Consider the following 24,483-nt stretch of genomic DNA (forward strand, 5'->3'; position numbering starts at 1 on the left):
AGTCAAGGCGCGGCTTCCAGCACGACACGTGGTTCCAGGCGCAGATCGACGGGCGCATGCAGGGCTGGACGTTCGGCCTCGGGAGCGTGCAGGGCCCGAGCCAGGGCCCCGCGACAGCTCACGGAATCAGCGGCTAGGATGAGGGGATGCGCTCGCCCTCACCCTGGATGTGTCCGTGGGCCGTCGCCCTCCTGTTGCCGCTGGCCTGTGTGTATTCCGGGCCCGGGCCGGGAACCCCCCAGGATGGAGGCGTGATCGACGCCGGCTCGGGAGATGACGGAGGCGACGGTGATGGCGGCGAGTCGGACGGTGGCCAGTCCGATGCCGGGAGCGAAGGCTGGACGTGGCTCCCGGTCGAGGGCTCCCGGTGCGCGCGGGGCTCGAGCGCCGGCATCGGGCTGAAGCGCTCGGGGCTGGACGAGGACCTCTTCATCTTCCTGCAGGGAGGCGGCGCCTGCTGGAACCAGGGCACCTGCGTGCCCTCGGTGATGCGCTTCGGACCCATCTGCTACTACGACACGGCGTGTCTCTACAGTGGCGCCGGGGGTCAGCAGCCCTCGGCCGTCCACGTGAACGAGGACGATCCCTATCCCGCGGACGGTGGCGGTCACTTCCCGCAGGAGGTGGCGGTTCTGGACTCGGTGCGCGCGCTGGATCGCACCGTGCCGGACAACCCCTTCCGCGACGCGACGTTCGTCTTCGTCCCGTACTGCACCGGAGACCTGCACGCGGGCGATGCGGAGCGGACCTACCAGTACAAGGTCGGCTACCTGGATCCGGTCCAGTCGCGGAAGATCCACTTCGCCGGGGCGAGTAACATGGACGCCTACCTCCAGGTGTTGAAGGCGCGGTTCCCCAATGCGAAGCGGATCTGGCTCACCGGCTCCAGCGCGGGCGGGTATGGCGCGACGTTCAATCTCCCGCGGGTTCGGGATGCTTTCCCCGGCGCGGAGGTCCATCTGCTCGCTGACTCGGCGCCGTTCGTCCAACCGGTGCACTGGGCGGAGTGGCGCGATGCCTGGAACCTCCGACTCCCCGCTGACTGTGAGGACTGCGATGCGGGGATGCCCCAGATCGCAGCGCATCTCGCGCGGCGCTTCCCGGACTCGCGGCAGGGGCTCCTGGCATACGACTCGGATCAGGTCCTCAGGTGGTTCTTCTTCGCCGGGACCGGTCCCGAGGCCGCGCTCAATCCGCCGGTAGGCCCCTATCAAGCGGGGCTCGACGCGCTGCTTGCCGAGCGCGCCGCACACGCGAACGCGGACGCCTTCGTCCTTCCCGGCACGGCGCACGTGATGTGGCAGGGATACGGCACCGCGCTCTCCGATGGGGGGACCGCTCCCCCGTTCGACAGCGCGGACGGAGGCACGAACCTGCGGGAGTGGATCCATGCGTGGGCCACGGGCGAGGGCTTCGGCGGACCCTGAGCCGCGGGAGGCTGGAGCCTGAGCGCCACGGTGCGGGCCTCCACCCCGGGCCGCGAGGTGTTGAGGCTCAAGCCGCGATAGCCAACAGGCCCAGGCCCCAGCCACGCCCCTCGTGGGAGGGCGGCCTGGAAGGGGTGTACGCCAGTGTGCCGTCCTACCGGGGGGTGAATAGACGGCGAGCGCGGCCGTCGATTCGCGCATCGTCAGGAGGTGCCGCTGTGTCGCGAATCCGGAGTGCACTCCTTGCCCTCGCGCTCGTTGCGCCAGCTGCCTTCGCGGAAGGCATCGACACTCGCAGCAAGAAGCCGGACACGCCGTCGCGGGTGCACGGGCTCACCACGATGCGGCCCATGCCCAACGGCGGATTCCTCACCGTGGGCGGCTCGAACCTCCGGATGCTCGCGCCGGGCGGGCGGCAGTTCACCTCGCTCCACCGGATTCCGAAGGACAACCTGTACCGCGTCGCCTCGAACGAGGCCGGCGACGTGCTCGCCGCGTGGGAGAAGGACGCTTCGCTGCACTCCTTCACCGGCTCGCCGCGACGGCACGTCACCCTCCCCAAGCCGAAGCCGCCCACGGACGAGATCAGGGATTTCCAGGTCGGGTCCCTGGCTTTCCTCGACAATGGACGAGACGTGCTGGTCCACATGGAAGGGCGCAAGAAGCCGCGCGGCGAGGTGAGCGTCGCCTACCGGGTTCCGCTCGACGGTGGCGCGCCCGAACTCCTGTACCGCGTCGATGAGGGACGGCAGCTGGACAGGAGCCGCGACGTCGCCCTGTACGTGATACCGGAGCGGCCCGATCAACCGTGTGAGCACCGCACCTGCAATCCCGTCCGCGCAGTCGTTGCCTACGAGGTGACCGGGCAGGGCGTGAAGCACACCGTCCTGCTCGACGGTAGGGACACGCCGGTGAGCAACGCTCGGATGATCTGGGGGAACACCGACGAGCAGGTGTTCCTCGAGCTGAGCCTCGCGCGTAACGAGCGCGCCGTGCTGCGGTGGAGGCCGGGACAGCCGAAGGCGGACATCCGCCCGTTCCCGAAGTTCGCCTCGTTCAACGAGCGCCTCTTCTCGACGAACTCCGGCGACGTGCTCCAGTTGCTCAACCATCAGGAGGAGGCGCTGGTCATCCACCGCCACACGCCGGACGGGAGGCAGGACACGATCCGGTTGCCGGCGTCCAACGATCCAGACACCATCGACAGCAATCTCCATGCGCTGGGGCTGCGGAAGAACGGCGCGCTGTGGATGCACTGGGGCGACTTCGTGCTTCTGTTCGAACGCAATCCGGCCCGGAACCCGCGCGCCTACCGCGTCGAGCCTCTGCTCACGCGCCGGACGGAGTGGGCGGACGTGGCGGTGTACGTCCAGGAGCCAGAGGTGCTGTGGATCGGCATCGAGGTGGGACGCGGCCGCGACTTCGCGCGGGTGAGCTTCGCCGAGATGGAAATGCGCGCGAAGCCTTGGCGCGCGGTGCGGACCACGAACACCGAGTTCGACTGAAGTCCCGGACGTGGAGTCCGGTTGCCAGGAGGGCGACCTAGAAAATCTTGTCCAGGCCGGTCTTGACCCAGTTCTTCACCGCGTCGGCCTTGTCTCCCCAGCTATTTCCGTGTGGGCCGGCGATGTCGACCATTCCGTTGACGCCGCGGGCGCGCAGGTCCTCGCCAGCCTTCACCGGATCCTTCGCCTCGCCCCACACCGAGACGGTGCCGGCGGGGAGGAAGGTCTTGATCGCTTCGTCGGTCAGCTTGTCGTGGCGCACCACGAAGGTGGCGGGCCCGCCCAATTCCCTGGCCAGCGCGACCATCTTCGCCGCGTCGTCCGCCTTCACCTGTCCATCGGTGGGTGGGTTGATCGCCAGGATTGCGTTCGGGAAACGCTCGCGGATTTCGGGCCCCCACTTCTTCATGTCCTCGAAGGACAGGTTGAGCATCAGCCGGTCCTCGGGGATGCCGACCTTCTCGAGCTCGTCGAGGACGGCCGGCATCTGGTCGCCCTCCTTGATGTCGAGCTTGAGCCCGCGTCCGGACTCCTTCCCCATCGTCAGCCACTCGTGGAGGGTGAGGTTGTCCCCGTCCTCGTGGCCCTTGTCGTGACGCATCTCCGGAGAGTTCTTGTTGATCTCCTTCCGGACGTCGCCCTCGAACCAGTTGGCGTTGCTGTCCAGCGCGTCCTGGAACTGCTCCTTCGTGTTGGTCCGGTGCGCGTTGCGCGCCTCGGAGAGCGGGAGGTCGCCGGTCCAGGTGTTCCCGACCGGGCAGGACGGGGCGGAGGACTGCACTCCGGCTGCGGCCTGATAGCTGTCCACCCGGGAGTGGCCGGTGGGCGCGGCGGCGGCCGGAGCGACAGCCTTCACGGCGGGAGCCGCCGGCTTGAGGTTCCGCTGGGGAATCGGGACGACCGTGGGGCGAATGCGACCGCCGTGCTCAAAGGGCAAGGTGTGACCTCCGGTAGGCATTATCGGCGGGAGGTTCCGAAAAGGTGTTTGGGATGGAACGGCTCCCTAGCCGGTCCTGGCCGTTGGCCACACCGGCATCTTCACGAAGCCCGGCAGCTGCTCGACACGCGTCAGCCAGGCGGTGACGCCGGGGTAGTCGGCGAGGGCGATTCCGCCCTGGTGCGAGAGGCTGACCAGCGGATGGCAGGCCACGTCCGCCAGCGTCGGACGCCCGAGCTCCAGCCAGCTCTCGTCGGTCAGGCGGCGCTCCATCACCTGCAGGGCCGAGCGCGCCCGCGACTGCGCGGCGGCGAGATCGCAGGCCACGCCGAAGGCCAGGTGGTTGCGCGCGTAGCCAATGCCGTTGTGCAGCTCGTTGGCGTCCATGAACAACCACTGCATCACCCGCGCCGCCGCCGCGGGCTCCCGCGGCAGCCAAGCCTCATCGCGGTCGTAGGCGCGGGCAAGGTAGTAGACGATGGCATGGCTGTCGCGCAGCACGAGCTCGCCGTCGGCCAGCACCGGCACCTGCCCGAGCGGATTGAGCGCCAGGAAGTCGGGGCGTCGATGCTCGCCGACGACCAGGTTCACCGTCTGCTCGCGGTAGTCGAGCCCCAGCAGGGAGAGGAACAGGCGCACGCGGTGCGTGTTGCCGGACAGGGGAAAGCCATAAAGGATGCGCTTCATCAAGCCTCCTATATCGGGTTGGGTGGGTATGAACGTCGCGCGGCGCCGTCGACGCTGGCCACTGTGGAATCGTCGCGTGGACGCGGCAACCACCTCGGAGGTAGTTGCCGCCATCACCGCGTCAGCCCGACACTGTCCGCGCCCGCCGTTTCGTCTACCTCGGGGCGAGGTGACTCATGGCTTCAAGTCCGCAAGCGCTGTCGGAGCTGCACCCGGGCTCGTCCTTCGCCGCGCAGCTCAAGCGCTGGCGCCAGGTGCGCAGGCTCTCGCAGTTGGAGCTGGCCCTGCAGGCGAACGTCTCGCAGAAGCACGTCAGCTACCTCGAGCTGGGGCGGGCCAGGCCCAGCCGCGCCATGGTCCTGCTGCTGGCGCACGTGCTCGAGCTGCCCCTGCACGAGCGCAACGTGTTCCTGGAAGCGGCCGGTTTCACCGGGGCCTTCAGCCGTAGCACCCTGGACGATCCCTCGATGCGGCCGGTGGTCGAGGCCATCGACGTCATGCTCACCCACCTCGATCCGAATCCGGCGCTCGTGGTCGACGGCGCCTGGGACATCGTTCGCCTCAACGCGGGCATGCTGCGGCTCACGGCGGCGCTGGCCTTCGACCCTGTGCCGCTGCAGCGCGCCGTGGGCGAAGCGCGGGCGCGCAACATGATGCGCCAGCTCTTCCACCCGGCCGGCCTGCGCGGGCGCATCGTCAACTGGGCGGAGGTCGCGCCGCTGCTGCTCATGCATCTGCGCCGCCAGCATCAGAGCCGGCCGAGCGAGGCCCTCGCGGACCTCCACGCCGAGCTGCTGGGGTATCCCGACGTGTCGGCCCTGCCGGTGCCGTCGCCGGCCTCCACCGGCCTGCCGCCGATCACGCCCATCGAATACGCGCACAGGATGTTCCGGATCCGGTTGCTGTCGATGTGCTCGACCTTCGGCAACCCGCAGGACATCACCACCGATCAGCTACGGATCGAGTCCTTCTTTCCCGCGGACGACGACGCGCGGCGGCGTTTGAGCGAGCTCAAGGCATTGGGGAGGGGGAGGGGAGTACCTGGTCGGTGAGCAGACGCGGCCGGCTCTGGCGTCGGGCTTCCGTGCGGCGCTTCGGGCCGTCGCATTCCTGGCTGACCGCGGACAGGCCCGGTACCCTGCGCACCCCTCGCGCTCTCGAAGGAGCTGCACCCGGTGTCCATCCGCAGAACGACCGCCAGCACCCGCAACGTCACCGTCAGCGCCATGCTCGACCCGGCCTTGGGTAGCGCGCGCGACGCGCTCCAGGCCTTCCTCGAGAAGGCCCTGCGCGCCCAGTTCGGCGCCGACTGGCAGGCGACGCTGGAGCGCGACCGGATGGCGCAGGGCCGCCCCGCGAGCGAGCGCTGGGACTGGGGCAGCATCAGCTATCGCCTCGGGCACTTCCGCTCCCCGCAGGCTACGGGCAGCGGCGCGGTAACCGAGTCGCTCGTCGCGCTCGCCCGGCTTGCCAAGGCATACCGCAACCTCTTCCAGCACGAGGAACTCACGGACGCGCAGGTGCGCCACGCCATGGAGGGGCTCGCGCTGTTGCAGGACGCGCTGGGCAACAAGACGCGCGCGGCCGAGACGCGCGCCGCGCTCGAGGTGTGGGCGGGCCCGGCCCGCGCCGCGAAGCGCCCGGCGCGCAAGGCCCCCGCGGTGGCCAGGCGTGCGAAGCCCGCGGCGAAGAAGAAGGCTCCGAAGGCGAAGAGCGCCCGACGCTAAACGAAGAATCGGGATTCTCGAACGAGCTCAGGCGACGCGCTTGATTGATGGCTGCGAGATGCGGCGCCTCGCTCAAGTAGAAGCCACCCACCCCTTCGCGAACGGCCCCTCCGTCGTGAGCGTCTTGCCATTGACTGTCAGGTGATGGATTTGTAGCTTAGTCTGAGAAATCAGCTTTACGCCAACGGCTACGGCAGCCCGGCAATTTCCTCGCATCGATAACGCCCTGAGGAACTCATGGACGCTCTCTCAAAGCCTCGCTCGACCGTCACCCGTCGGCACTTCCTGGCGGGTCTCGGTGCCACAGCGGGCGCTCTTGCCGGCGGTCTCGGCTTTCCGGGCGCGGCCCAAGCCGCCGGTGACGGCTTCGGGTTGCGCATCGTCGATCGAAACGAAAACGGCGGTCGCCTGCAGTACTACCGCTTCGCCACCGACGAAATCGCGTGGGATCCTGCGGTCAACATCCTGCTCCCCGACGGGTACCACCACAGTGGCAAGCGGTACCCGGTCCTGTACCTGCTCCATGGTGGCAACGCTGATTTCCGAACCTTCCACCTGCAGGACAACATCATCAACCTCACGGCCTGGCGCGATCTCATCGTCGTCATGCCGGATGCCTCGACGGGCTGGTACTCCAATCCCGTGAGCACCAATTCCGGTCCCCGCAACTGGGAGACATTCCATATCGGCCAATTGTTGCCCTGGGTCGACGCGAACTTCCGCACATACGCCGAGTACAACGGTCGAGCCGTTGCCGGGTTTTCCATGGGTGGATTCGGTGCCTTGAAGTATGCCGCCAAGTACTACGGTCACTTCTGCTCGGTCAGTTCCCATTCGGGCCCGGCAAGCCTCCGGCGCGACGGCGGCCTCGTCGTCCACTGGGCGAACACAACCTCGGCAGCGGTGGAGTTGGCTGGGGGCAGCGTTTACGGTGTCCCCTTCTGGGACGAGGCGAGGGTGAGCGCCGACAATCCCATCCAGCGCATCCCGAGCTATTACAACAAGCGGGTCTTCCTCGCGGCCGGCACGTCACCTGACCCCGTGAACTGGTTCGACTATGTCAACGAGACCCAGGTGCTCGCCGGACAGCGCGAGTTTCGCGGCGAACTGGGTCGGGCCGGTATTCCACATGAATGGCATGAAGTTCCGGGGGGGCACTACTTCCGTCACGAACTGTTCGTCCAGGACCTCAACGGAATGCTGGGCCGGCTTCGCAGGGCTGCTTGACGCCGCGCGTTTCAGCGATATCACCGACGATGAATCGGGCCTGGCGGGAGCTGACGCAGAAGCAAGCAGCCTGATTACGACCAACCTGGTGTCTCAACAATCCGGTGCGGTACAGCCCATAGCCCGAGGTGCGGAAAGCCGAAGCCAGCGGAGCCAATGGGTGTGACCCGGTTCCGTGACGCCCATCCGCGTCAGGCGCTACTTCGACCGGGGGAACACGATGGGCTCGAGTTGGTACACGCTCGTGGAAGGGTCGATGTCCAGCGGCGGTGCCCCCGCCGGAAGCATCGGAGCGCCGAGCACGTGTTCCGCGGGCTCCTTCGGATTGAACCGCACCCCGATTTCCTGTCCGCTCGAAAGCAGCCGGAAGCCCTGCTCCTGCCGACGCGCCAGGGCCAGATGGGCCCGCCGCCGCTTCCGCGAGGCCTGGGGCGAGTGGTCGCTCGGGGTCATCCGCGAGATGGGCGGCACGGTCTTCACCGCGAACACGTACGAAGTCCCGCCCACCTCGTAGCGGTAGTGCGCATATTCCGCATCGCCGCGTCCCACCAGCCCCCCGAACCGGGCCACCGCGGGTGTCCACTCCGCCGTCTGGGACACATCCTGGGGCACCAGATACCGTCCACGACGAAGGTAGCGCAGCCGCTCGTCCCAGAGGTCGATGTCGCGGAGGACTTCCTCCGCGGTCGCCGTGAGCGGGCGGGGCACGGCGGCTCGCGTCCCCAGGTAGCGGAACGGTCTCTCCATCATCGACCGCAGCAGCGGGTCGACCATCTCGTGCCGCTCGGGCGCCGAGACGGAGTAGCGCACCCGGAAGGCGCGCGGCATCACGAGGCCGTCGTACCACTCGTTGGGGGAAGCACCGTTCAGGGCGCGGTGCACCTCGTCCCACGGCGTGTCGTAGAGGAAGCAGTACTCGTCCGCCCCCACGCAGTAGCCGTAGAGGAACAGCGTCTCGTCCGCATAGCCCAGCTCGCCATAGAGCAGCGCCTCCGCCTCCACCGTGCGTCCCGTCAGCGGGGCGAAGTGATGGACCGGCAATCGAAAATGCCAGGTGGTGAGCTGCGACAGGCGCGTGCGGACCTCGGACGGGAGTTCAGCGGACATGGGCGGGGACCCCGGCGTTGAGCTTCCATCTGAGCATGGTCATGTTCGCGATGCGCGCGGGCTGCATCGTCAGCTCGATGACCCGGGTGTAGAAGTCGAATGACGCCCCGCCCGCCGCGTCAGTTCGCCGCCCGCACGTTGCGTCGAGCCGCCTGCCGCTGGTGGATGGCCCGGCGCAGCTTCGCGATGAGCACCTCCACGTTCGCCGGCCGCATCAGCACGTCATCCGCTCCCGCCTCCAACGCCGCGGTGACCACGGCCGGGTCCTCCTTGTCGAGGATGAGGTACACCGGCAGGTCCTCGGTGGCCGCGTTCTTCCGCAGCGCGCGAAGGATGGCGTGCAGGTCCCCATCCGGCAGCGGGTCCGCGAGGATGGCCGCCTGCACTCCCGCTCCCAGCGCCTGCTCCACTTCGGCGCGGCTCTGCGTGCGCACCGTGGCCAGCCCCTCGGCCATCAACCGTATCTGCAGCGTCATCGCGTTGGCGGCATCCGTCTCCGCCACCACCACCCGGGGTGCCGTCTTGTCCTGCCCCACCGCGCCCGCGTTCAGCTCGGCGGCGAGTGCCTCCAGAGCCGCCGGTGGCAGGCGTGGGTCCTGGCGAAGCGCCTGGAGCGCCAGGGCCGCGTCCGCCGGACTCGGCTGTGCGCTCTGTGCCTGGAGCACGAAGCTGGCCGAGCACAGCAGCGCGCCAGCGGCACGACCCGCGGGCGCCGGAGTCTCACTCCCTTCGGCCAGCACGGCGGTGAGCAGCTCCACCACCTCCGGCAGACCGCTGCCCACCAGGGCCAGGGCCCGCGCACGAGAGGGAAGGATGAAGCGACACGGCTCCTCCAGCCGCGCCGCCAGCGCCAGCGCGGAGGCCGATGTGCCGATGAGGGACTCCTCCACGCTGCCAGCGCCCAGCCGCGCGGCAATCCTCCGCGCCAGCTGGGTGACGAAGGGCGCCAGCACCGCGCTCCCTCCCAGCATGGACATCACGCCCTCGAGCAGCCGCGTCTGCAATGCGCCCAGCCGCGCCAGCGGTCCACCTTCGCCCATCAGCGCCGCGCTGTAGGAGGGCAGCACGCGCACCTCGACCCGGGGATGCGCGGCACGCAGCCGCTGGGCCATGCCCGCCGCGTCCTCCAGGCCGTCCTCGAGCACGAGCACCAGGTCATACCCGCCCAGCGAGAGCGCCCGCTCCGCCTCGGCCGCGGGGCTCGTCGCCGCCGCGAGCCCTTCCATCAGCAGCAGCCTCACGGCGGCCTCGCGGGGCTCCGACGGCTCCGCCACCACCAGCACCATGCGCGCGCGGGCGTCGCTCCGGGGTGGAGGCGCCCGACGGCTCGCGGCCTCGGAGGGCGCGGGGGTCTGCGGTTCGGGTTCCTCGACCACGGAGAGTTCGAGCTCGCGCTCGCCGAGCACGGCACGCCCGGTGAACTTCTCCTCGAACTGGAGCATGCGCGCACGTCCCGTGGAGTCGGTGGACTCCATTCCGACGCGCGTCTCCATCTCTCTACCCGGGTAGAAGCGGCGGATGGCCCGGCGGATGGCGTGCTCCGTGGCGAAGAGGCCCTGCACCGCCACGGCGCGCGCGGAGAACTTCAGCGCGTCGGTGACCTGCACGTCGCGCGGGTCCAGCACGGCGCAGAACAGCTCGCGCCCTCGCAGGGCCACCGGCACGGCACACAGCTTCTCGCACAGCTCGCGGGGAATCTGCCGCAGCAGCTCCTCCGGCACCGGCACGGACTGGAGCTTCTCGTCGGTGATGTGGGGCAGCCCCGACTGCTCGGACAGGGCGCGCACCAGGTTCTCCGGCTCCAGCTTCCGCTCCACCACGAGGAGCTGTCCCAACCGCCCGCCGCGTCGCTTCTGGAGCGCCAGCGCCTCCTCCAGCGACTGCGGTGTCACCATGCCGCGCGCCACGAGGATGGCGCCGAGCTGCTGGCGGGTCCTCGCACGAGGCCCGGGAGGCGGAGGCGGCACGGCGGGGCCACGGGCCGGAGGCGCCATCGCCAGCGCCGGTGAAGGCGGCGAGGAAGGGCTCCGGGCCGGAGGCGCCATCGCCAGGGCCGGCGGAGGCGGAGGGCTTGAGGGCGGCCGCGCCACCGCCGCGGGCGCTGCCACCCCGGGAGGTGGAGGCACGCCCGCCGGACGCAGCATGGGCGGCGGGCCCGGCGGCGGACGCCGTGCGTCCCGGGCCGGCGGGCCTTGGACGCGTGGGAGCTCCTCGCCCTCCAGACGAATCTCCTCACCGGGCATTCCCTCCAGGTCCGCCAGCGGCGAGCGGCGGTCCGGAAACGCGCGGCCGAAGAGGCCGGCGATGTCCGCTGCGCCCACGCGCAGCCGGTGGTCGAAGAGGAAGCTCTGCATGGACTCGGAGAACTCGCGCGCCGTCTGGAACCGGGCGGAGGGGGCCGCGGCCAGCGAGCGCAGCAGGATGGCCCACAGCGGCGCGGGCACGCCGGGGAGTGGCTCCAGCGTGTGCTCGTCGAAGTTGCCCAGCGCGTGGATGATTTGGGGATACGAGCCGTCGAAGAGCCTGCGGCCGGCAAGCATCTCGTACAGCAGCAGCCCCAGCAGGAAGATGTCGCTGCGCTGGTCCACGGGGCGACCCTGGACCTGCTCGGGGGACAGGTAGTTGATCTTCCCCTTGAGCACGCCGGCCTGCGTCTCCTGGTGCGCGCCGGCCACCTTGGCGATGCCGAAGTCGGCCAGCTTCACGCCTCCAATGCCGGAGACCATGACGTTGGACGGGTTGATGTCACGGTGGATGATGTCGAGCGGCGCGCCGGCCCGGTCCGTGCGGCCGTGCGCGTAGGCGAGCCCGTCCGCCACCTGCTGGGCGATGAAGCACACCTCGCGCAGGCCCATGGGGAGCTGGCGCTGCGAGGCCGCCCTCAGGAGCGCGCGGAGGTTCTCCCCGTCCACGAACTCCATCACCATGTAGTACTGGCCGGCGCTCGTCCCCAGGTCCAGCACCTGCACGACGTTGCCGTGCTGGAGCGCGACTGAAACCTTCGCCTCGCGCAGGAACAGCTCCACGAAGGCGGCGTCCTGCACGTACGAGGGAAGGATGCGCTTGACGGCCACGGGCTTCTCGAAGCCCTCCGCACCCACCACCTTCCCCAGGAACACCTCGGCCATGCCGCCAGCGGCCAGCTTCTTCACAATCCGGTAGGTCCCCACGGTGTCTCCGGAGCCGCGATGTGGTCTCAGCGGTGTCGGAGAGTGAGGAAAGGTCAGAAAAGAGCGTTCCGAAGACGAGGGCCGGCGGAATGCGGCCGCGTCGTTCTGCACCCAACCTTTGTGGCGCCGGTCACTGTTGTATTCCAGATACCTGAGGCCCGTGCCCCACAACCCGGCGTGTCCGTCAGGGAGTGGCCTTCGCCGGCACGGGCCTGCTCATCCGAAGGGTCAGCCCTTCGTGCCCACGCGCAAGGTCATGAAGCCCGAGTCGGGGTCATTGCCTGTCATCTCGACGCGGCCCCGGGTGGACCACTCATGCCGTGCGTAGTAGCCCTGGAACGAGGGCTGGATGTTGGTGGGCAGGCGCACCTGGCCCTCGAACACCTTCGTCTCGTTGGCACCGAGCGTAAAGGCCGGAGCGATGGGGACCTGCTGTTCGAAGCTGACGTGTGAGGAGTTGCCAGGCTGTTGGCTCGTGCCGACGGGCAGGTGCACCGTCTCGATTGCGCGCAGGTCCACGAAGACGCCACCCGACTTCACCGGTGCGCCGGTGGAGGTGGCGGTGACGCGTACGGAGAGGACGTCTCCGGGAAGCGCAGCGCTCGGCTCATATTCAAGGGAGACGCGGGCGGCGCCACCCGACACCGAATGGGCCGCGCCCTTCAATTTGTCCAGGAGTCCCATGGCCATGTCCTTTGCGAAGTGGGGAGGAGGGCGGACAGGCTCGAGCGTTCCACCCTCTCCAAGGGGTCGAGTCGCCCACACCTCGGTGTGATGCCCGACACGCGTGGATGGGTGGTGCGCCTCGAGTGTCCGAGCGGACGGGCGTGTCGCATGTCTGCCAGCCCTCCGGGAGCAGGGGCGGAGTGCGCCTCGTCTGTCTACAGTCCGGGTGGCTCCGTGCTGTGGAGCACGGGGACCTGTTGCCGGTAATCCGGAAAGGCGCAGGAGGCCAGGCCGCGCGCCGGCCCATCTGCTCCAGGCTTCACGGGGTGCGCTCACGGGGTTCGCTGTGGAAGACCCTGCCGCTCCTGGGGGCGAGGCTGGGAGTCCACCGCTGTCTGCCGGGAGAGCACCTGCAGCCGCGACAGCAGCGCGTTGCTGAACCGGGTGCGGCTCCGCTCCAGCAGGCCTCCGTACAGGAGGACGGGATGCTCCTGGAGGAGCGCTCCCGTGGCGTTCTCCAGCGCGTTCCCCTTGCCCTTGCGGAAGCGCCGGGACCATCCGCGGAACTTCCACCTGTCCCCGATGAAGACAACCTTGCCGGGTGCGTGAGCGGCGAGATGCTCCAGCTCCCAGAGAACTCCCTCGCCAGGGTGCGACACGTCCACGACGATGGCATCCACTTCCGCCGTGAGGGCGCTGATGGTCTGCTGCCATACCTCGTCGGCACAGCGGGCGCTGAGCATGATCGGGACACTCCCTCTTCGCTCCTCGCCTCGCTGCCGCAGCTCCTGGACGTTCAGCACCAGCCTGTCGAGCGCGAGGGAGTCCTCGACGGGAATGACCTCGCGCCAGAACTGCAGCCGGTTCACCAACGCCTGTACGGCGGACAGGACCAGGGCCACCAGGGCCATGGGCGGGGCGGCCGCGCTCATCCCTTCCATCACCAGGGCCGGGTCGAAGAGCCGTGGGCTTCCAGCGCGCCCCGGAAAACACAGCGGGATGGAGATGGATATCAGCAGCAGCATGAACAGGAGCATCACGGCGGGGAGCAGCAGCAGATAGAGCCCGGTCAGCAGGCTCGCCGCACTGGGGCGTGGCGTGAACCGGCCGTTGTCCAGGGCCACCACCGTGAAGTGCTTCGCCAGATGGGAGTCCACCGCGTCGGCCAGCCACACGTTCGGTGACCGGACGCCAAACCGGCGCAGGAAGAGGACGGCCTGCCGCCCTCGGACTCGCCCCAGGCGGGCTCGTGCCACGTGGACCAGCCCGACGACGACGGTGGCCAGGAGCAACGATGGGACGAAGCCTGTCTCCAGGCCAATGGGGGTGAACAGCCAGAAGAGGGTGGCGCAGACCCCCACATCCCGCAGGGAGAAGGGCCTATGGGACAGGCGAGACAGCATGCGAGGAGTATAGGCCCGGGCCATCCGTGCAGAGCCGCCGGGGGCGCACCTTGATTTCCACTCGCGGCTTGCGTCTGCCCGGAGGGAAGAGGAGAGCAAGCGGCCCGATTACGACCAACCTGGTGTCTCATCAATCCGGTGCGGTACATCTGGACGTACGCTGGGCGTCGCTTTGGAAGTCGACCCCGGAGCTGGAGCGCCACGTGACAGGACCTGCAAGGCGGATGGAGCCTCTGGCCTCGGTGGCCTGGGAAGGCGTGGGGGTGGCCCTCTACCGGCACCAGCAGGTGCGCACGGGGGAGCACCAGCATCCGGAGCTGCAGCTGCTCATGCCGCTGGTCCGCCGCTCCATCCAGGGACGGTGGCGGCTCACCGGGCGTCCGGTGGACCTGCGGGTGGCGTGCGAGGAGGTCGGCGTCGTCAGCCCCGACCTGCCCCATGCCTTCGCGTGGGCGGAGGGGGCTCAGGTGGTGTCCTTCTTCCTGCACCCGGAGCGGCTCGCCGCGCTCAGCGGAGAGTCCGGCGCTGGGAGCGGTCTGCGGGCCGTGGGGTCCTCGTGTCTGAGGGATCCGGTGCTGCGGGAGCTGCTGCGCGCCAGCGGTGAGGCGCTGCGCGACGGCCTGGCACCCTCCCGGCTGGAGCTGGAGGCGCTGGCCACGGTGGTGGGGTTGCGGCTGCTGCGGCTGGATGGACAGCAGCGGCGCGGTGGACCGAAGGCGGTCGGCCTCGCGACCTGGCAGCTTCGCCGCGTCACCGACTTCGTGGAGGCGAACCTGGACGGCCCGCTGGGGCTGGAGGCGCTGGCGGGCGTGGTGGGACTGAGCCCGTCGCACTTCGCCCGGAGCTTCAAGCAGGCGACGGGAAGCACACCGCACCGCTTCGTCCTGACGCGGAGGTTGGAGCGGGCCCGGGAGCTGCTCATCACCAGCGCGCTCCCACTGGGGGACGTGGCGCAGGCCACCGGCTTCTCCAGCCAGAGTCACTTCACGGCGCGGTTCCGTGCCCGCCATGGCGCCACGCCCGCGCGCTTCCGCGGTGCGAGGCGGGCATGAAGGAGCGCACGATTGTGACAAGCGGCGCCGGACGCTGATAGACGCCGCCGCCCGTCGTGGATGAGGGTGCGCGCCATGCAGCCCTCTTCTTCTCCGTCACGCCTGGTCGTGGACGCTCAACTCGCCCGGCGCCTGGAGCTGGCCCAGGCCGCGCAGAATCGCGGTGCCACGCCGCCCTCCGGTGTCCTCGAAGTCGCGGGTGGACTGGCCCTCTTCAACGGTCCGGACTCGCCCCTCACCCAGGCGCTCGCGCTGGGACTGGACGGGCCCGTCAGCGCCGAGGACCTGGACCGGGTGGAGTCCCATCTGGGCCAGGGCGGCGGCGCGCTCCAGATAGATTTGCTGCCCTTCGCCCATCCCACGCTGGCCCAGGGGCTGGCGCAGCGGGGCTACCAGGTGGGCGAGTTCCAGCAGGTGCTCGTGCGCGCGTTGCCGGGGCATCCCACTCCGCCGACGGTCGCGGAGGTTCGCCCCCTCCGCCCTGGCGAGGCCGAGGTCTTCTCTCTCTCGGTGGCCCGGGGCTTCCTCGGACGCGAGGATGTGTCGGACGCGGAGGCCTCGCTCATGCTGGCCACGGCGACGATGCCTGGCACCACCTGCTTCCTCGCGCTAGTGGACGGAGAGCCCGCGGGCGGCGGCACCGTGGCCCTGCATGACGGCGTGGCGACGCTGTCGGGAACGGGGGTGCGTGAGCGCTTCCGTGGCAGGGGACTCCAGCAGGAGCTGATTGCGGCGCGACTGGCGTGGGCCCTTCGCCAGGGGTGCACGTTGGCGGCGAGCAGCACCCTGCCGGCGAGCGCGTCTCAGCGGAACATGGAGCGCATGGGGTTCTTCATCGCGTACCCCAAGGTCGTGATGGTGCGGCAGCTGTCGGCCCCGCGCTCGTAGCGCGGCGCACGTCTGTTCATTCGATGAGCGCCCGCCACGCGGCGATGGCGTCGCGATGCTGGACCACGACGGAGTCCCAGGGCTGGTCGACGGCGACGGCGGGTCTCCGCGCCCGGGGTCGCCGCCACGGTGCGCTCGACGAAGTGCGCGAGCGTGGCCTCGAAGACCTCCCAGGGCATGTCGCCCGGCCGCAGGAGGAAGCGGCCCTCTCCCCTGGCCAGCCCGGGGTCGGTGAAGGCCCGCGAAAACAAGTCGAGCAGGTGAGGGTCTGACTCGGGCATCGGTGTGAGGTCCTGACAGGGTTGGGCTCGGTACCGGCCTGGCAGCGTGAGCTCGCGCGCCGGGTCCAGCAGCCGCCCCTGCGGCTTCACCATACGTGTATGCACTGACGAATCAGATCGGACCCTGTGGTTTCCCCGTATGTGTATGCGTTGACGTGTCAGCCCGAACCTCGGCCCTGCGCATTGACGTGTCAGCGCCCCGCGAACCGGGCGATCCATTTGTCATACCGCCGATCAATACTCTGAGGCCTCGAAAATCTTCACACTGAGTGAGGTCTGGCCCGGGATTTGGAGAGGCACCCGGCCGCAACATCAACCAAAGGGGGGTTACATGTCGTTGAAGTCGAGTCTCCTGGCGCAGCGTCTGTTCTTGGGACTGCTGCTCGCCACCAGTGTCAGTGCACAGGCAGCAAGAGTCGGCCACCCGAATTCGGTACCCGCAATCGAGCGGCCGGCGAATCCCATCGAAGGTCAGTACATCTTCATCTTCGACGAAACCAAGGTAACGCCGGCCGAGGCCCCGGCCGCGGCACAGGAGTTGACCGCGCACCTCCACGCAACGCTGCTGTACGTCTATGACGGGAGTTTGCTGGGCTTCGCCGCCAGCGGTCTGAATGACGGCCGGGCCGTCGCCATCGCCACGGACCGGCGCGTGAAGTCGGTGAGTCAGGACGGACAATTCGAGCTGGACGCCGTGCAGAACAACGCCCAATGGGACCTGGATCGTCTCGATACGCACCCGCGCGTCTATGACACGCGCTACGTGCAATCCACCACGGGCCAGGGCGTGAATGTCTATGTCCTCGACACGGGCATCCGCGCCTCGCATGTGGAGTTTGGCGGACGGGTCACCCCGGCCTTCACGGCCATCAACGACGGCCTTGGCACGAATGACTGTAACGGGCACGGCACGCACGTGGCTGGCAGCATCGGAGGCACCATCTCCGGTGTCGCCAAGGGCGTGCGGCTCCACGCCGTGCGCGTGCTCGGCTGCAACGGTAGCGGGAGCGCCAGCGGCGTCATCGCTGGCATCGACTGGGTGACGAAGAACCACCAGAAGCCCGCGGTGGCCAACATGAGCCTGGGCAGCGGCGCGTACTCGCCCATCGACGACGCCGTGCGTGCCTCCATCGCGGCCGGAGTGACGTACGTCCTCGCGGCGGGCAACGAAGACGCGGACGCGTGCACCAAGACTCCCGCGCGCACCGGCGAGGCGCTGACCGTGGCCGCGTCGGACATCAATGACACGCGTGCCGTGTTCTCCAACTGGGGGAGCTGCGTGGACCTCTTCGCGCCGGGCGTGGACATCCGCTCCGCCTGGTACACCTCGGACACCGCCGCCGCCAACCTGGACGGTACCTCCATGGCCGCGCCCCACGTGGCCGGCGTGGCCGCGCTGTACCTCCAGAAGTTCCCCACCGCCGCTCCGGCCGCCGTGGCGCAGGCGCTCCTGGGCGGCAGCACGCAGAACGTCATCCAGGACCTGAAGGGCTCGCCCAACCGGTTCCTCTACTCGCTGGTCGTCCCGCTCGAGACAGCGTTCGAGGTGGTGCCCCCGCCGCCGGGAATCACGCCGAAGCAGGTCGCCGTCGGGAGCGCGAACCACATCTGGCTGCTCGACACCGTGGGACGACACTACAAGTGGAACGGCTCCGGCTGGGACTTCAAGCGCTGCTGCGTGAGCGAGCTCGCCGCGTCGTCGGATGGCGCGCTGTGGGCCACCAACCCGCCGGACAGCATGCGCGTGCTGCGGTGGACCGGCACCGAGTGGGCCTTCAACATCCCGACCGGGATGAAGCAGGTCACCATCGCCAATGCGAACACCGTGTGGGGCCTGGACACCGCCGGCTACCTGTACCGGTACACGGGCTCGGCCTGGGAGCAGAAGATCGGTTCCGTCGACCGCATCTCCGTGGGCGAGGACGGCGCGCTGTGGGCCACCAACCCGGCGGATAGCCTGCGCGTCCTCGAGTGGAATGGCACCTCGTGGAACGCGTTCACCCGGCCGGCCGGCATGATCTACGTGTCCGTCGGCAATGCCTCCAACATCTGGGGCCTCGACCCGAGCAATCACGTGTTCAAGTTCAACGGCTCGAGCTGGGCGCCCGTGCTCGGCTCGCTCTACCAGATATCCGCCGCGGCGGACGGAACGGTGTGGGGCATCGGAGGCAACGCCCAGATTCAACGCTTCGTCGGACCGTGACGTAGCCATGGAGTGAGCCCCATGGCCGGCCGGTGGTGCCCGGCCGTGGGGCTCTTGCAGCCTGACACCCTCCTCGTACGCAGGCTACGGCTCGTAGACCTGGATGCGAGCCTCGGGGACACGGCGAGCCAGGTGCTCCATGTGGCGGGCCACCTCGGCGAGGACGCGGGCCTTGTCGAGGGTGAGGAGGCGGCGGTCCCGCATGATGACGCGGCCATCGACCATCACCGTCAGCACGTCGCTGGCGCGAGCGCTGTAGACCAGCCCGGCGGCGAGATTGTGGGGCGGCTGCCAGTGGGCGCCGCGCGTGTCCACGAGGATGATGTCGGCCAGGAAGCCGGGGGCGAGCTGGCCGAGCCGGTCGCCCATTCCAAGCACGGCCGCGCTGCCGCGCGTGGCGATGTCGAGGGCCTCGGGGATGGGGAGCACCTCGGGGTTGCTCGCGTCGTGCTTCTGCAGCAGGGCCATGAGGCGGAGGCTCTCGAGGATGTCGAGCGTGTTGTTGCTGACGGCTCCGTCGGTGGCGAGGCCCACGGGGATGCCGGCCCTGCGCAGCGCGGGGATGGGCGTCAGGCCCATGGCCAGCTTGAGGTACGTCTTCGGCGCATGCGCGATGCCCACATGGTCGCGGTAGCGGCTCAGGCGCTCGATGTCCTCGGGCAGGAGGCCGCAGCCGTGGGCGATGATGGTGGGGACGCTGAGCACGCCCGTGTCCTCGAGGACCTGGATGGGCGTCATGTTCCGCCGCTCCAGGCTGGCGCGGGTCTGGTTCATGTCCTCGGCGGCGTGGATGTGGATGCCGAGGCCCAGCCGTTTCGCGTGCTCCACGGAGGCGCGCAGGAAGCCGTCATCGCAGGTGTACGGGGCGTGCGGCGCCATGCAGGTGGTGATGCGACCGTCGGCGCCGCCGTTCCAGCGCTGGGCGAAGTCGGCGGTCTCGTCGAGCACCTGGTGGCCCCGGCTGCTGAACACGGCCCAGCCGAGGTGGGCGCGGGTGCCGGCGTCCTGGACGGCCCGAGCCGCCTGGTCCATGAAGAAGTAGTGGTCGGCGACGGTGGTGACGCCGCCCTCGATCATCTCGATGAGTCCCAGCTGCATGCCCCAGTACACGGCCTCCTCGGAGAGGTTGCTCTCGAGGGGCCAGATGAACTCGTTGAACCAGCGCTCGATGGGGACGTCCTCGGCCAGGCCGCGGAAGAGCACCATGGGCACGTGGGAGTGGGTGTTGATGAGGCCAGGCACGGCGAGCTGCTGGTGAGCCTCGATGATGTCGAGGTCGGGCTCGGGAGCCTGGCTGGTGGGGCGGATGGCGGTGATGCGGTTGCCCCGGACGACGATGTCCTGGTTGCGCGCGAGGGTGGGCTCACCGCGCTCACCGGGCACGAGCGCGTGACAGTTGCGGAGGAGGGTGTTCGTCATCGGGGCTCGTGGGGCTCGAGGTGGGATGTCTTCTCATTCTGGTCCCTGCCGCAGAGAAAGAGACAGATGAAGAAGCTGGCCGCGCGCTTCACCACGCGGACGTAGGTGCAATAAGGCTACGGGAAATTCACAGGGTCATGAATTGCCCGGGCCGGGCGTGACGCCGCGGGGCATGGATGGGTGCGCTTCCCCACACTGAGGTCCGTGAGGGAATGTGCTCTCATTCAGGCCCCCTTGTGAAAGGAGTGTCACCATGAAGAGCACCCTGAGTGGTTTCGCAGTGCTGGCCGCGGGCTTCCTGATGGCGTGTGGCGCGGAGCCCCAGCCGTCCGCGGAGCAGCCCGCCCCGCCGACCGTCTCGGAAGGGGCGCCCACGGAGGACGCCGCTGGCGAGGTGTCCGCCCAGGCCTGTGTGCAGCTCTACCGCCCCCGGTACAGCGCCTATTACAACTCGCTCCCCTACAGCGAGGAGGGACTGGTGGCCTCCTGCTACACGAACGACGACTGCACCACGGAGTGCTGGGGCCCGGGCGGAGACGGGCCGTACGCCTCGCACAGCGATTACTTCTACTGCACCTACTGCCCCTGACGGGCCTTCACGCCGTTGGTATCTCGCGGCGGCTCAGTCCTCGGGCAGGTCGCTGCCCGGGGACTCGTCCTGCGACTCCCCAGCATCGAGGAGCGCAAGGGCCAGCGGCTTCGCCTCACGGTTCAGGTTGATCGGGCTCACCCCGCGAATGCGCTGGATGGACTGGCGATCTCCAAGCAGCGCGAGTCCCAGCGAGGCCACCCCCTGCTCGTTGAGCGAGTTCGTCATCGCGAAACCCCACTCATCGAAGACACGACGCAGCGTGGTGACCGTGCCGACATCTCCAGCAAGTGCACCTCGGACCGCGTCGTCGAGTTCGTCGTAGCTGCTGCGCGGCTCGTCCTCCCTGCGTGCCCGCGATTCGTGAAGGCGCAGTTGCTCCAGGAGGATGGCGCGAGCGCGGTCAATGAGTCTCTGCTTCTCCACGGGGGTCATGGCATTCACGAGGGTACACCGTGGGAGCACTGACGGCGCGCATCGCCATCTTCCCTGGTCCAGGTACCGGGACATTCTGCATGGAGGCGACGCCCCACCCTGGGGATTGCGCTGACACAGGCCAATGCGGAGGGTAGGCTTGCCGCGAGCGCAGCGAATCCTCTTGTGGGGCACCCATGCAGCCTGGCCACCTGAATCCGGCACGCCTCCCGTCGGGGACGAGGGTGGGGCCCTGGCGCGTGCTGGAGCGGCGAGGCGCGGGAGCCTACGGCGCCGTCTACCGCGCCTTCGGCGTTGAGGGTGGGGCCGGACCCGTCGCCCTCAAGCTGGCCCTGCTCCCCGGAGATGAGCGCTTCGCACGAGAGGTGGAACTGCTCTCCCGCATCCGCCACCCGAGCGTCCCGCGCCTCGTGGACCATGGGAGCTGGCAACCGCCGTGGGGCCTCCCCCATCCCTGGTTCGCGATGGAGTGGGTCGAGGGCTTGTCCCTGTACGAATGGGCACACGTGCTGAACCCCACCTCCCGCCAGGTGCTCCACGCCTTCGCCCGCCTCGCGCGGGCCCTGGCGGCCACACATGCAGTGGGGGGCGTGCACAGGGATGTGAAGGGCGACAACGTCCTCGTGAGCGCCACGGATGGCCAGGTCTTCCTCACCGACTTCGGCTCCGGACACCACGTGGGTGCCGTCCCACTGACGTCGCCGCCGTTTCCTCCCGGGACTCCGCTCTACCGCTCGCCGGAGGCCTGGCGCTCCGTGCGGCTCCCCATCCTCGAGTCGACCCCTGCCTACGCGCCCGGGCCGGCGGATGATGTCTTCGCACTGGGGGTGACTGCCTGGCGGCTGGTGACTGGCGAATACCCTCCCACGGCGGCGCCGCTGGACAAGGACTCGCACGTCTGGGGCCCGGAGGGCGCGGGCCCAAAGCCCGCACGCGTCGTCAACGTCCGCTGCTGCGCGGAGCTGAGCGAACTCGTGTCACGGATGCTCTCGGTGCGGTCCGAGGCGCGTGGCAGTGCCCGCGAACTGGCCGAGGCGCTGGAGCGGGCCGCGAGGAAGGCGGGGCCGGAGGCGGAGGTGCCTCTCTTCGCCAGGGAAGAGGCCTGGCCCACGGATGTATGGGTCGTCCCCCGACACGTCGTGCATCGAGCGCCTGGGCGGCTCAAGCGCTCCTGGCTCGCGGCGGCCAGCCTGGGAGGCGCCGTGGCTTTGGCCGCCGGGGGGATGATGCTGAGCGTGCAGCCCGGAGAAGAGACCGAGCAGCGCCACGCGTCAGCGGCCGAGGAATCAAAGGATGGCGGCACCGTGGCGCTCGGAGACACCGCGTTGACGGCCCCGGTGTCGCTCGTTCGGACGCCTTTCGCGTGGTCGACCATCGCGGTGGACCTGCCCCCCAGGCCGCTTCCAGGACAGGCGCGGCCAGACGCCACGGGTCGCTGTCCCATCAGGGGGCAGGTTCCCATCAATGGAGGGTGCTGGCTGAGGCTGGAAATCGACGTGAAGGACTGCGACGAGAACTACAGCTATTACGTGTTCAAGGGCGCATGTTACGGCCCCGCATTTCCGAAACCGCGTCCGGCCACCTCGGGTCCCGCGGAGCACGTCGGAAACGATTGCCAATAGCCCGAGGTGCGGAAAGCCGAAGCCAGCGGAGCCAATGACCGTTGGATGCGTGTCTTTCCTGGCGTACGTCGTTTGTGAGATGCTGATGTGCTCATACGCCTCGTTCCAGAGGCGTGGGGGGTATCATGGCCAGCAACATCCGTCTCCTCCTTGTGGGGGGAGCCATTGTCGTGGGCGGCATCTACGCCGGAACCAGGTATTTCTTCGGGAAGCCCAGTCTCCATCTGGTCGCGCCGGAGGGCTCCAGTCTCGAGGTGAGCGTGGATGGCCAGCTCCTGGCGCCCACGAAGACCACCGAGAACCATTTCACCTTCGAGGTGCAGAAGGGCGCGCACCTGGTGGACATCACGGACTCTGTCTCGGGCACGAACCGCAAGCACCAGGTCTCCCTGAGCAACGGCTTCACGGAGCTGGTGTTGCCAGCCAATGACCAGCAATGCTTCGCACGCTTCGATGTCGCGAAGGCCATGTATGAGCAGAAGGGCTCTGGCATGGAGCAGCCGCCCGCGCTGAAGGAGCGCTACGCGGGCGCGACACCCTTCGAGCTGCCCAGCTCCACCTGGCTCACCATCAAGGAGCTCCCGGAGCGGCTGAAGAAGGGGAACCCCGCCAACCTGCTGCTCCCCGTGGACTGCAGCGCCCTGGCGGGCTCGCCGGAGCAGATCAGCGCAGCGGTCGGTTTCTGACGTCCGTCTCCATTCAGGAGTTCTTGTCCTCGTTGTCGAAGTGGCGGGAGAACTCCATCGAGCCCGCCGGACAGTTCTGCCCGGCTACCGGCCAGCCACCTCGCACGTGGGGTGGCTGGCCTGTTCATCCTCGTGTCAGTCGCCAGCGATGATCGCTGTACCGCAAGAGTACGGAGTACCACCGGAGCCGTTCTGCCGGCAGGCGACGACCTTGACCTGCGCGCCCTCGCGGACGACGTCCACGTTGTTGCCCTTGTGGGTGTTGTACCCGGTTCCGACGTAGACGCGCGCGAATGCCTTCCACGACCCGTCAGCCTGCCGGACCTCGATCCAGCCGACGACGCCCTCGTTGTCGGAGTCCAGGTCGTACACAGTGTAGATGTCACCGCCGTCGTCGAAGCAGGTCTTGCCTGCGGTATCGCCCGTGTCCGTCGTGTTTGCACAGCCGCTCGCTGCGAAGGCAGGGGCGCCGCTCAAGCCAACCAGAACAGCAGCGACTGCACCCAATGCCGCCCTACGGATGATCATGCCCTTCATCTTGAGCCTCCAGGTCTATCGATGAGTGAGCGCTGCTAGCGGCCTGAGCCCCGCGCCCAATCGTGACCGTAAAGGAAGTTTTTCCGCGATTCCATGAAAAACAGCTTAGACAGATTTATGGTTGACTATCCATCAAAGTCATCCCCGTGACGTGACGCCCATCCGAGTCAGGCGCTACTTCGACCGGGGGAACACGATGGGTTCGAGCTGGTACACGCTCGTGGAAGGGTCGATGTCCAGCGGCGGTGCCCCCGCCGGAAGCATCGGAGCGCCGAGCACGTGTTCCGCGGGCTCCTTCGGATTGAACCGCACCCCGATTTCCTGTCCGCTCGAAAGCAGCCGGAAGCCCTGCTCCTGCCGACGCGCCAGGGCCAGATGGGCCCGCCGCCGCTTCCGCGAGGCCTGGGGCGAGTGGTCGCTCGGGGTCATCCGCGAGATGGGCGGCACGGTCTTCACCGCGAACACGTACGAAGTCCCGCCCACCTCGTAGCGGTAGTGCGCATATTCCGCATCGCCGCGTCCCACCAGCCCCCCGAACCGGGCCACCGCGGGTGTCCACTCCGCCGTCTGGGACACATCCTGGGGCACCAGATACCGTCCACGACGAAGGTAGCGCAGCCGCTCGTCCCAGAGGTCGATGTCGCGGAGGACTTCCTCCGCGGTCGCCGTGAGCGGGCGGGGCACGGCGGCTCGCGTCCCCAGGTAGCGGAACGGTCTCTCCATCATCGACCGCAGCAGCGGGTCGACCATCTCGTGCCGCTCGGGCGCCGAGACGGAGTAGCGCACCCGGAAGGCGCGCGGCATCACGAGGCCGTCGTACCACTCGTTGGGGGAAGCACCGTTCAGGGCGCGGTGCACCTCGTCCCACGGCGTGTCGTAGAGGAAGCAGTACTCGTCCGCCCCCACGCAGTAGCC

Annotated in this window: 21 protein-coding genes; 11 read left to right on the forward strand and 10 right to left on the reverse strand. The window is 68.8% G+C overall.

Annotated features, from left to right (window positions below):
• Positions 1–251 precede the first annotated feature (251 nt).
• Together G4D86_RS35055 and G4D86_RS35060 are read left to right on the forward strand one after the other, a co-directional pair.
• Complete coding sequence (locus tag G4D86_RS35055; protein WP_163998473.1) at positions 252–1,427, forward strand: pectin acetylesterase-family hydrolase; 1,176 nt, start codon at positions 252–254, stop codon at positions 1,425–1,427.
• Positions 1,428–1,561: 134 nt separating this feature from the next.
• Positions 1,562–2,932, forward strand: a complete 1,371-nt coding sequence (locus tag G4D86_RS35060) for a hypothetical protein (protein WP_163998474.1) — start codon at positions 1,562–1,564, stop codon at positions 2,930–2,932.
• 37 nt (positions 2,933–2,969) lie between these two features.
• Here G4D86_RS35060 and G4D86_RS35065 read toward each other — a convergent pair whose 3' ends face one another.
• Positions 2,970–3,869, reverse strand: a complete 900-nt coding sequence (locus tag G4D86_RS35065; RefSeq protein ID WP_163998475.1) for an FAM151A/B family protein — start codon at positions 3,867–3,869, stop codon at positions 2,970–2,972.
• A 66-nt stretch (positions 3,870–3,935) separates the two neighbouring features.
• A complete protein-coding gene (locus G4D86_RS35070) occupies positions 3,936–4,556 on the reverse strand; it encodes a glutathione S-transferase family protein (protein WP_163998476.1) in 621 nt (206 codons plus the stop codon).
• A gap of 176 nt (positions 4,557–4,732) precedes the next feature.
• Here G4D86_RS35070 and G4D86_RS35075 point away from each other — a divergent pair, with 176 nt between their 5' ends.
• The 3 genes from G4D86_RS35075 to G4D86_RS35085 all read left to right on the forward strand — a co-directional run bounded on the left by G4D86_RS35075 (position 4,733) and on the right by G4D86_RS35085 (position 7,510).
• Complete coding sequence (locus G4D86_RS35075; RefSeq protein ID WP_163998477.1) at positions 4,733–5,608, forward strand: helix-turn-helix transcriptional regulator; 876 nt, start codon at positions 4,733–4,735, stop codon at positions 5,606–5,608.
• 123 nt (positions 5,609–5,731) lie between these two features.
• The gene (locus G4D86_RS35080) at positions 5,732–6,283 is read left to right on the forward strand and encodes a hypothetical protein (protein WP_163998381.1); all 552 of its coding nucleotides are present in this window, start codon (positions 5,732–5,734) and stop codon (positions 6,281–6,283) included.
• A 237-nt stretch (positions 6,284–6,520) separates the two neighbouring features.
• Positions 6,521–7,510, forward strand: coding sequence for an alpha/beta hydrolase (locus G4D86_RS35085; protein WP_163998478.1), 990 nt, complete (start codon positions 6,521–6,523; stop codon positions 7,508–7,510).
• Between the two features lie 198 nt (positions 7,511–7,708).
• On the opposite strand, the gene G4D86_RS35090 is transcribed toward G4D86_RS35085, so the two are convergent.
• The 4 genes from G4D86_RS35090 to G4D86_RS35105 all read right to left on the reverse strand — a co-directional run bounded on the left by G4D86_RS35090 (position 7,709) and on the right by G4D86_RS35105 (position 13,856).
• The gene (locus G4D86_RS35090) at positions 7,709–8,617 is read right to left on the reverse strand and encodes a DUF3592 domain-containing protein (protein WP_163998479.1); all 909 of its coding nucleotides are present in this window, start codon (positions 8,615–8,617) and stop codon (positions 7,709–7,711) included.
• Positions 8,618–8,736: 119 nt separating this feature from the next.
• Positions 8,737–11,787: a protein kinase domain-containing protein gene (locus G4D86_RS35095; protein ID WP_163998480.1), complete on the reverse strand. Its 3,051-nt coding sequence runs from the start codon at positions 11,785–11,787 to the stop codon at positions 8,737–8,739.
• Positions 11,788–12,015: 228 nt separating this feature from the next.
• Entirely contained in the window at positions 12,016–12,471 is a 456-nt protein-coding gene (locus G4D86_RS35100; RefSeq protein WP_163998481.1) for a hypothetical protein, read from the reverse strand.
• A gap of 314 nt (positions 12,472–12,785) precedes the next feature.
• Positions 12,786–13,856, reverse strand: coding sequence for a hypothetical protein (locus G4D86_RS35105; RefSeq protein WP_163998482.1), 1,071 nt, complete (start codon positions 13,854–13,856; stop codon positions 12,786–12,788).
• Between the two features lie 224 nt (positions 13,857–14,080).
• On the opposite strand from G4D86_RS35105, the gene G4D86_RS35110 reads away from it, so the two are divergent.
• The 3 genes from G4D86_RS35110 to G4D86_RS35120 all read left to right on the forward strand — a co-directional run bounded on the left by G4D86_RS35110 (position 14,081) and on the right by G4D86_RS35120 (position 18,280).
• A complete protein-coding gene (locus G4D86_RS35110) occupies positions 14,081–14,908 on the forward strand; it encodes an AraC family transcriptional regulator (RefSeq protein WP_163998483.1) in 828 nt (275 codons plus the stop codon).
• Between the two features lie 75 nt (positions 14,909–14,983).
• The gene (locus tag G4D86_RS35115; protein ID WP_163998484.1) at positions 14,984–15,796 is read left to right on the forward strand and encodes a GNAT family N-acetyltransferase; all 813 of its coding nucleotides are present in this window, start codon (positions 14,984–14,986) and stop codon (positions 15,794–15,796) included.
• 612 nt (positions 15,797–16,408) lie between these two features.
• A complete protein-coding gene (locus G4D86_RS35120; protein WP_163998485.1) occupies positions 16,409–18,280 on the forward strand; it encodes a S8 family serine peptidase in 1,872 nt (623 codons plus the stop codon).
• An 84-nt stretch (positions 18,281–18,364) separates the two neighbouring features.
• Here the strand turns inward: G4D86_RS35120 and G4D86_RS35125 are convergent, their stop codons facing one another.
• The gene (locus G4D86_RS35125; RefSeq protein WP_163998486.1) at positions 18,365–19,699 is read right to left on the reverse strand and encodes an amidohydrolase; all 1,335 of its coding nucleotides are present in this window, start codon (positions 19,697–19,699) and stop codon (positions 18,365–18,367) included.
• 253 nt (positions 19,700–19,952) lie between these two features.
• Between G4D86_RS35125 and G4D86_RS35130 the strand changes: the two genes are divergently transcribed.
• A complete protein-coding gene (locus G4D86_RS35130; RefSeq protein ID WP_163998487.1) occupies positions 19,953–20,288 on the forward strand; it encodes a hypothetical protein in 336 nt (111 codons plus the stop codon).
• Positions 20,289–20,321: 33 nt separating this feature from the next.
• Here the strand turns inward: G4D86_RS35130 and G4D86_RS35135 are convergent, their stop codons facing one another.
• Positions 20,322–20,732 (reverse strand): hypothetical protein, encoded by a 411-nt coding sequence (locus G4D86_RS35135; protein WP_205519977.1) that lies wholly within the window; start codon positions 20,730–20,732, stop codon positions 20,322–20,324.
• 230 nt (positions 20,733–20,962) lie between these two features.
• Here G4D86_RS35135 and G4D86_RS35140 point away from each other — a divergent pair, with 230 nt between their 5' ends.
• Positions 20,963–22,345, forward strand: a complete 1,383-nt coding sequence (locus G4D86_RS35140; protein ID WP_338050627.1) for a serine/threonine-protein kinase — start codon at positions 20,963–20,965, stop codon at positions 22,343–22,345.
• 125 nt (positions 22,346–22,470) lie between these two features.
• Positions 22,471–23,031 (forward strand): hypothetical protein, encoded by a 561-nt coding sequence (locus G4D86_RS35145; RefSeq protein ID WP_163998489.1) that lies wholly within the window; start codon positions 22,471–22,473, stop codon positions 23,029–23,031.
• 135 nt (positions 23,032–23,166) lie between these two features.
• On the opposite strand, the gene G4D86_RS35150 is transcribed toward G4D86_RS35145, so the two are convergent.
• Positions 23,167–23,568 carry a hypothetical protein gene (locus G4D86_RS35150; protein WP_163998490.1) on the reverse strand — a complete coding sequence of 134 codons (402 nt, stop codon included), beginning with the start codon at positions 23,566–23,568 and terminating at the stop codon, positions 23,167–23,169.
• A 174-nt stretch (positions 23,569–23,742) separates the two neighbouring features.
• Positions 23,743–24,483: DUF3592 domain-containing protein (locus G4D86_RS35155; protein WP_163998491.1), on the reverse strand; the 741-nt coding region annotated here is incomplete at its 5' end.

The sequence above is a fragment of the Pyxidicoccus caerfyrddinensis genome (assembly GCF_010894405.1).
In the GTDB taxonomy this organism is placed as follows: Bacteria; Myxococcota; Myxococcia; order Myxococcales; family Myxococcaceae; genus Myxococcus; species Myxococcus caerfyrddinensis.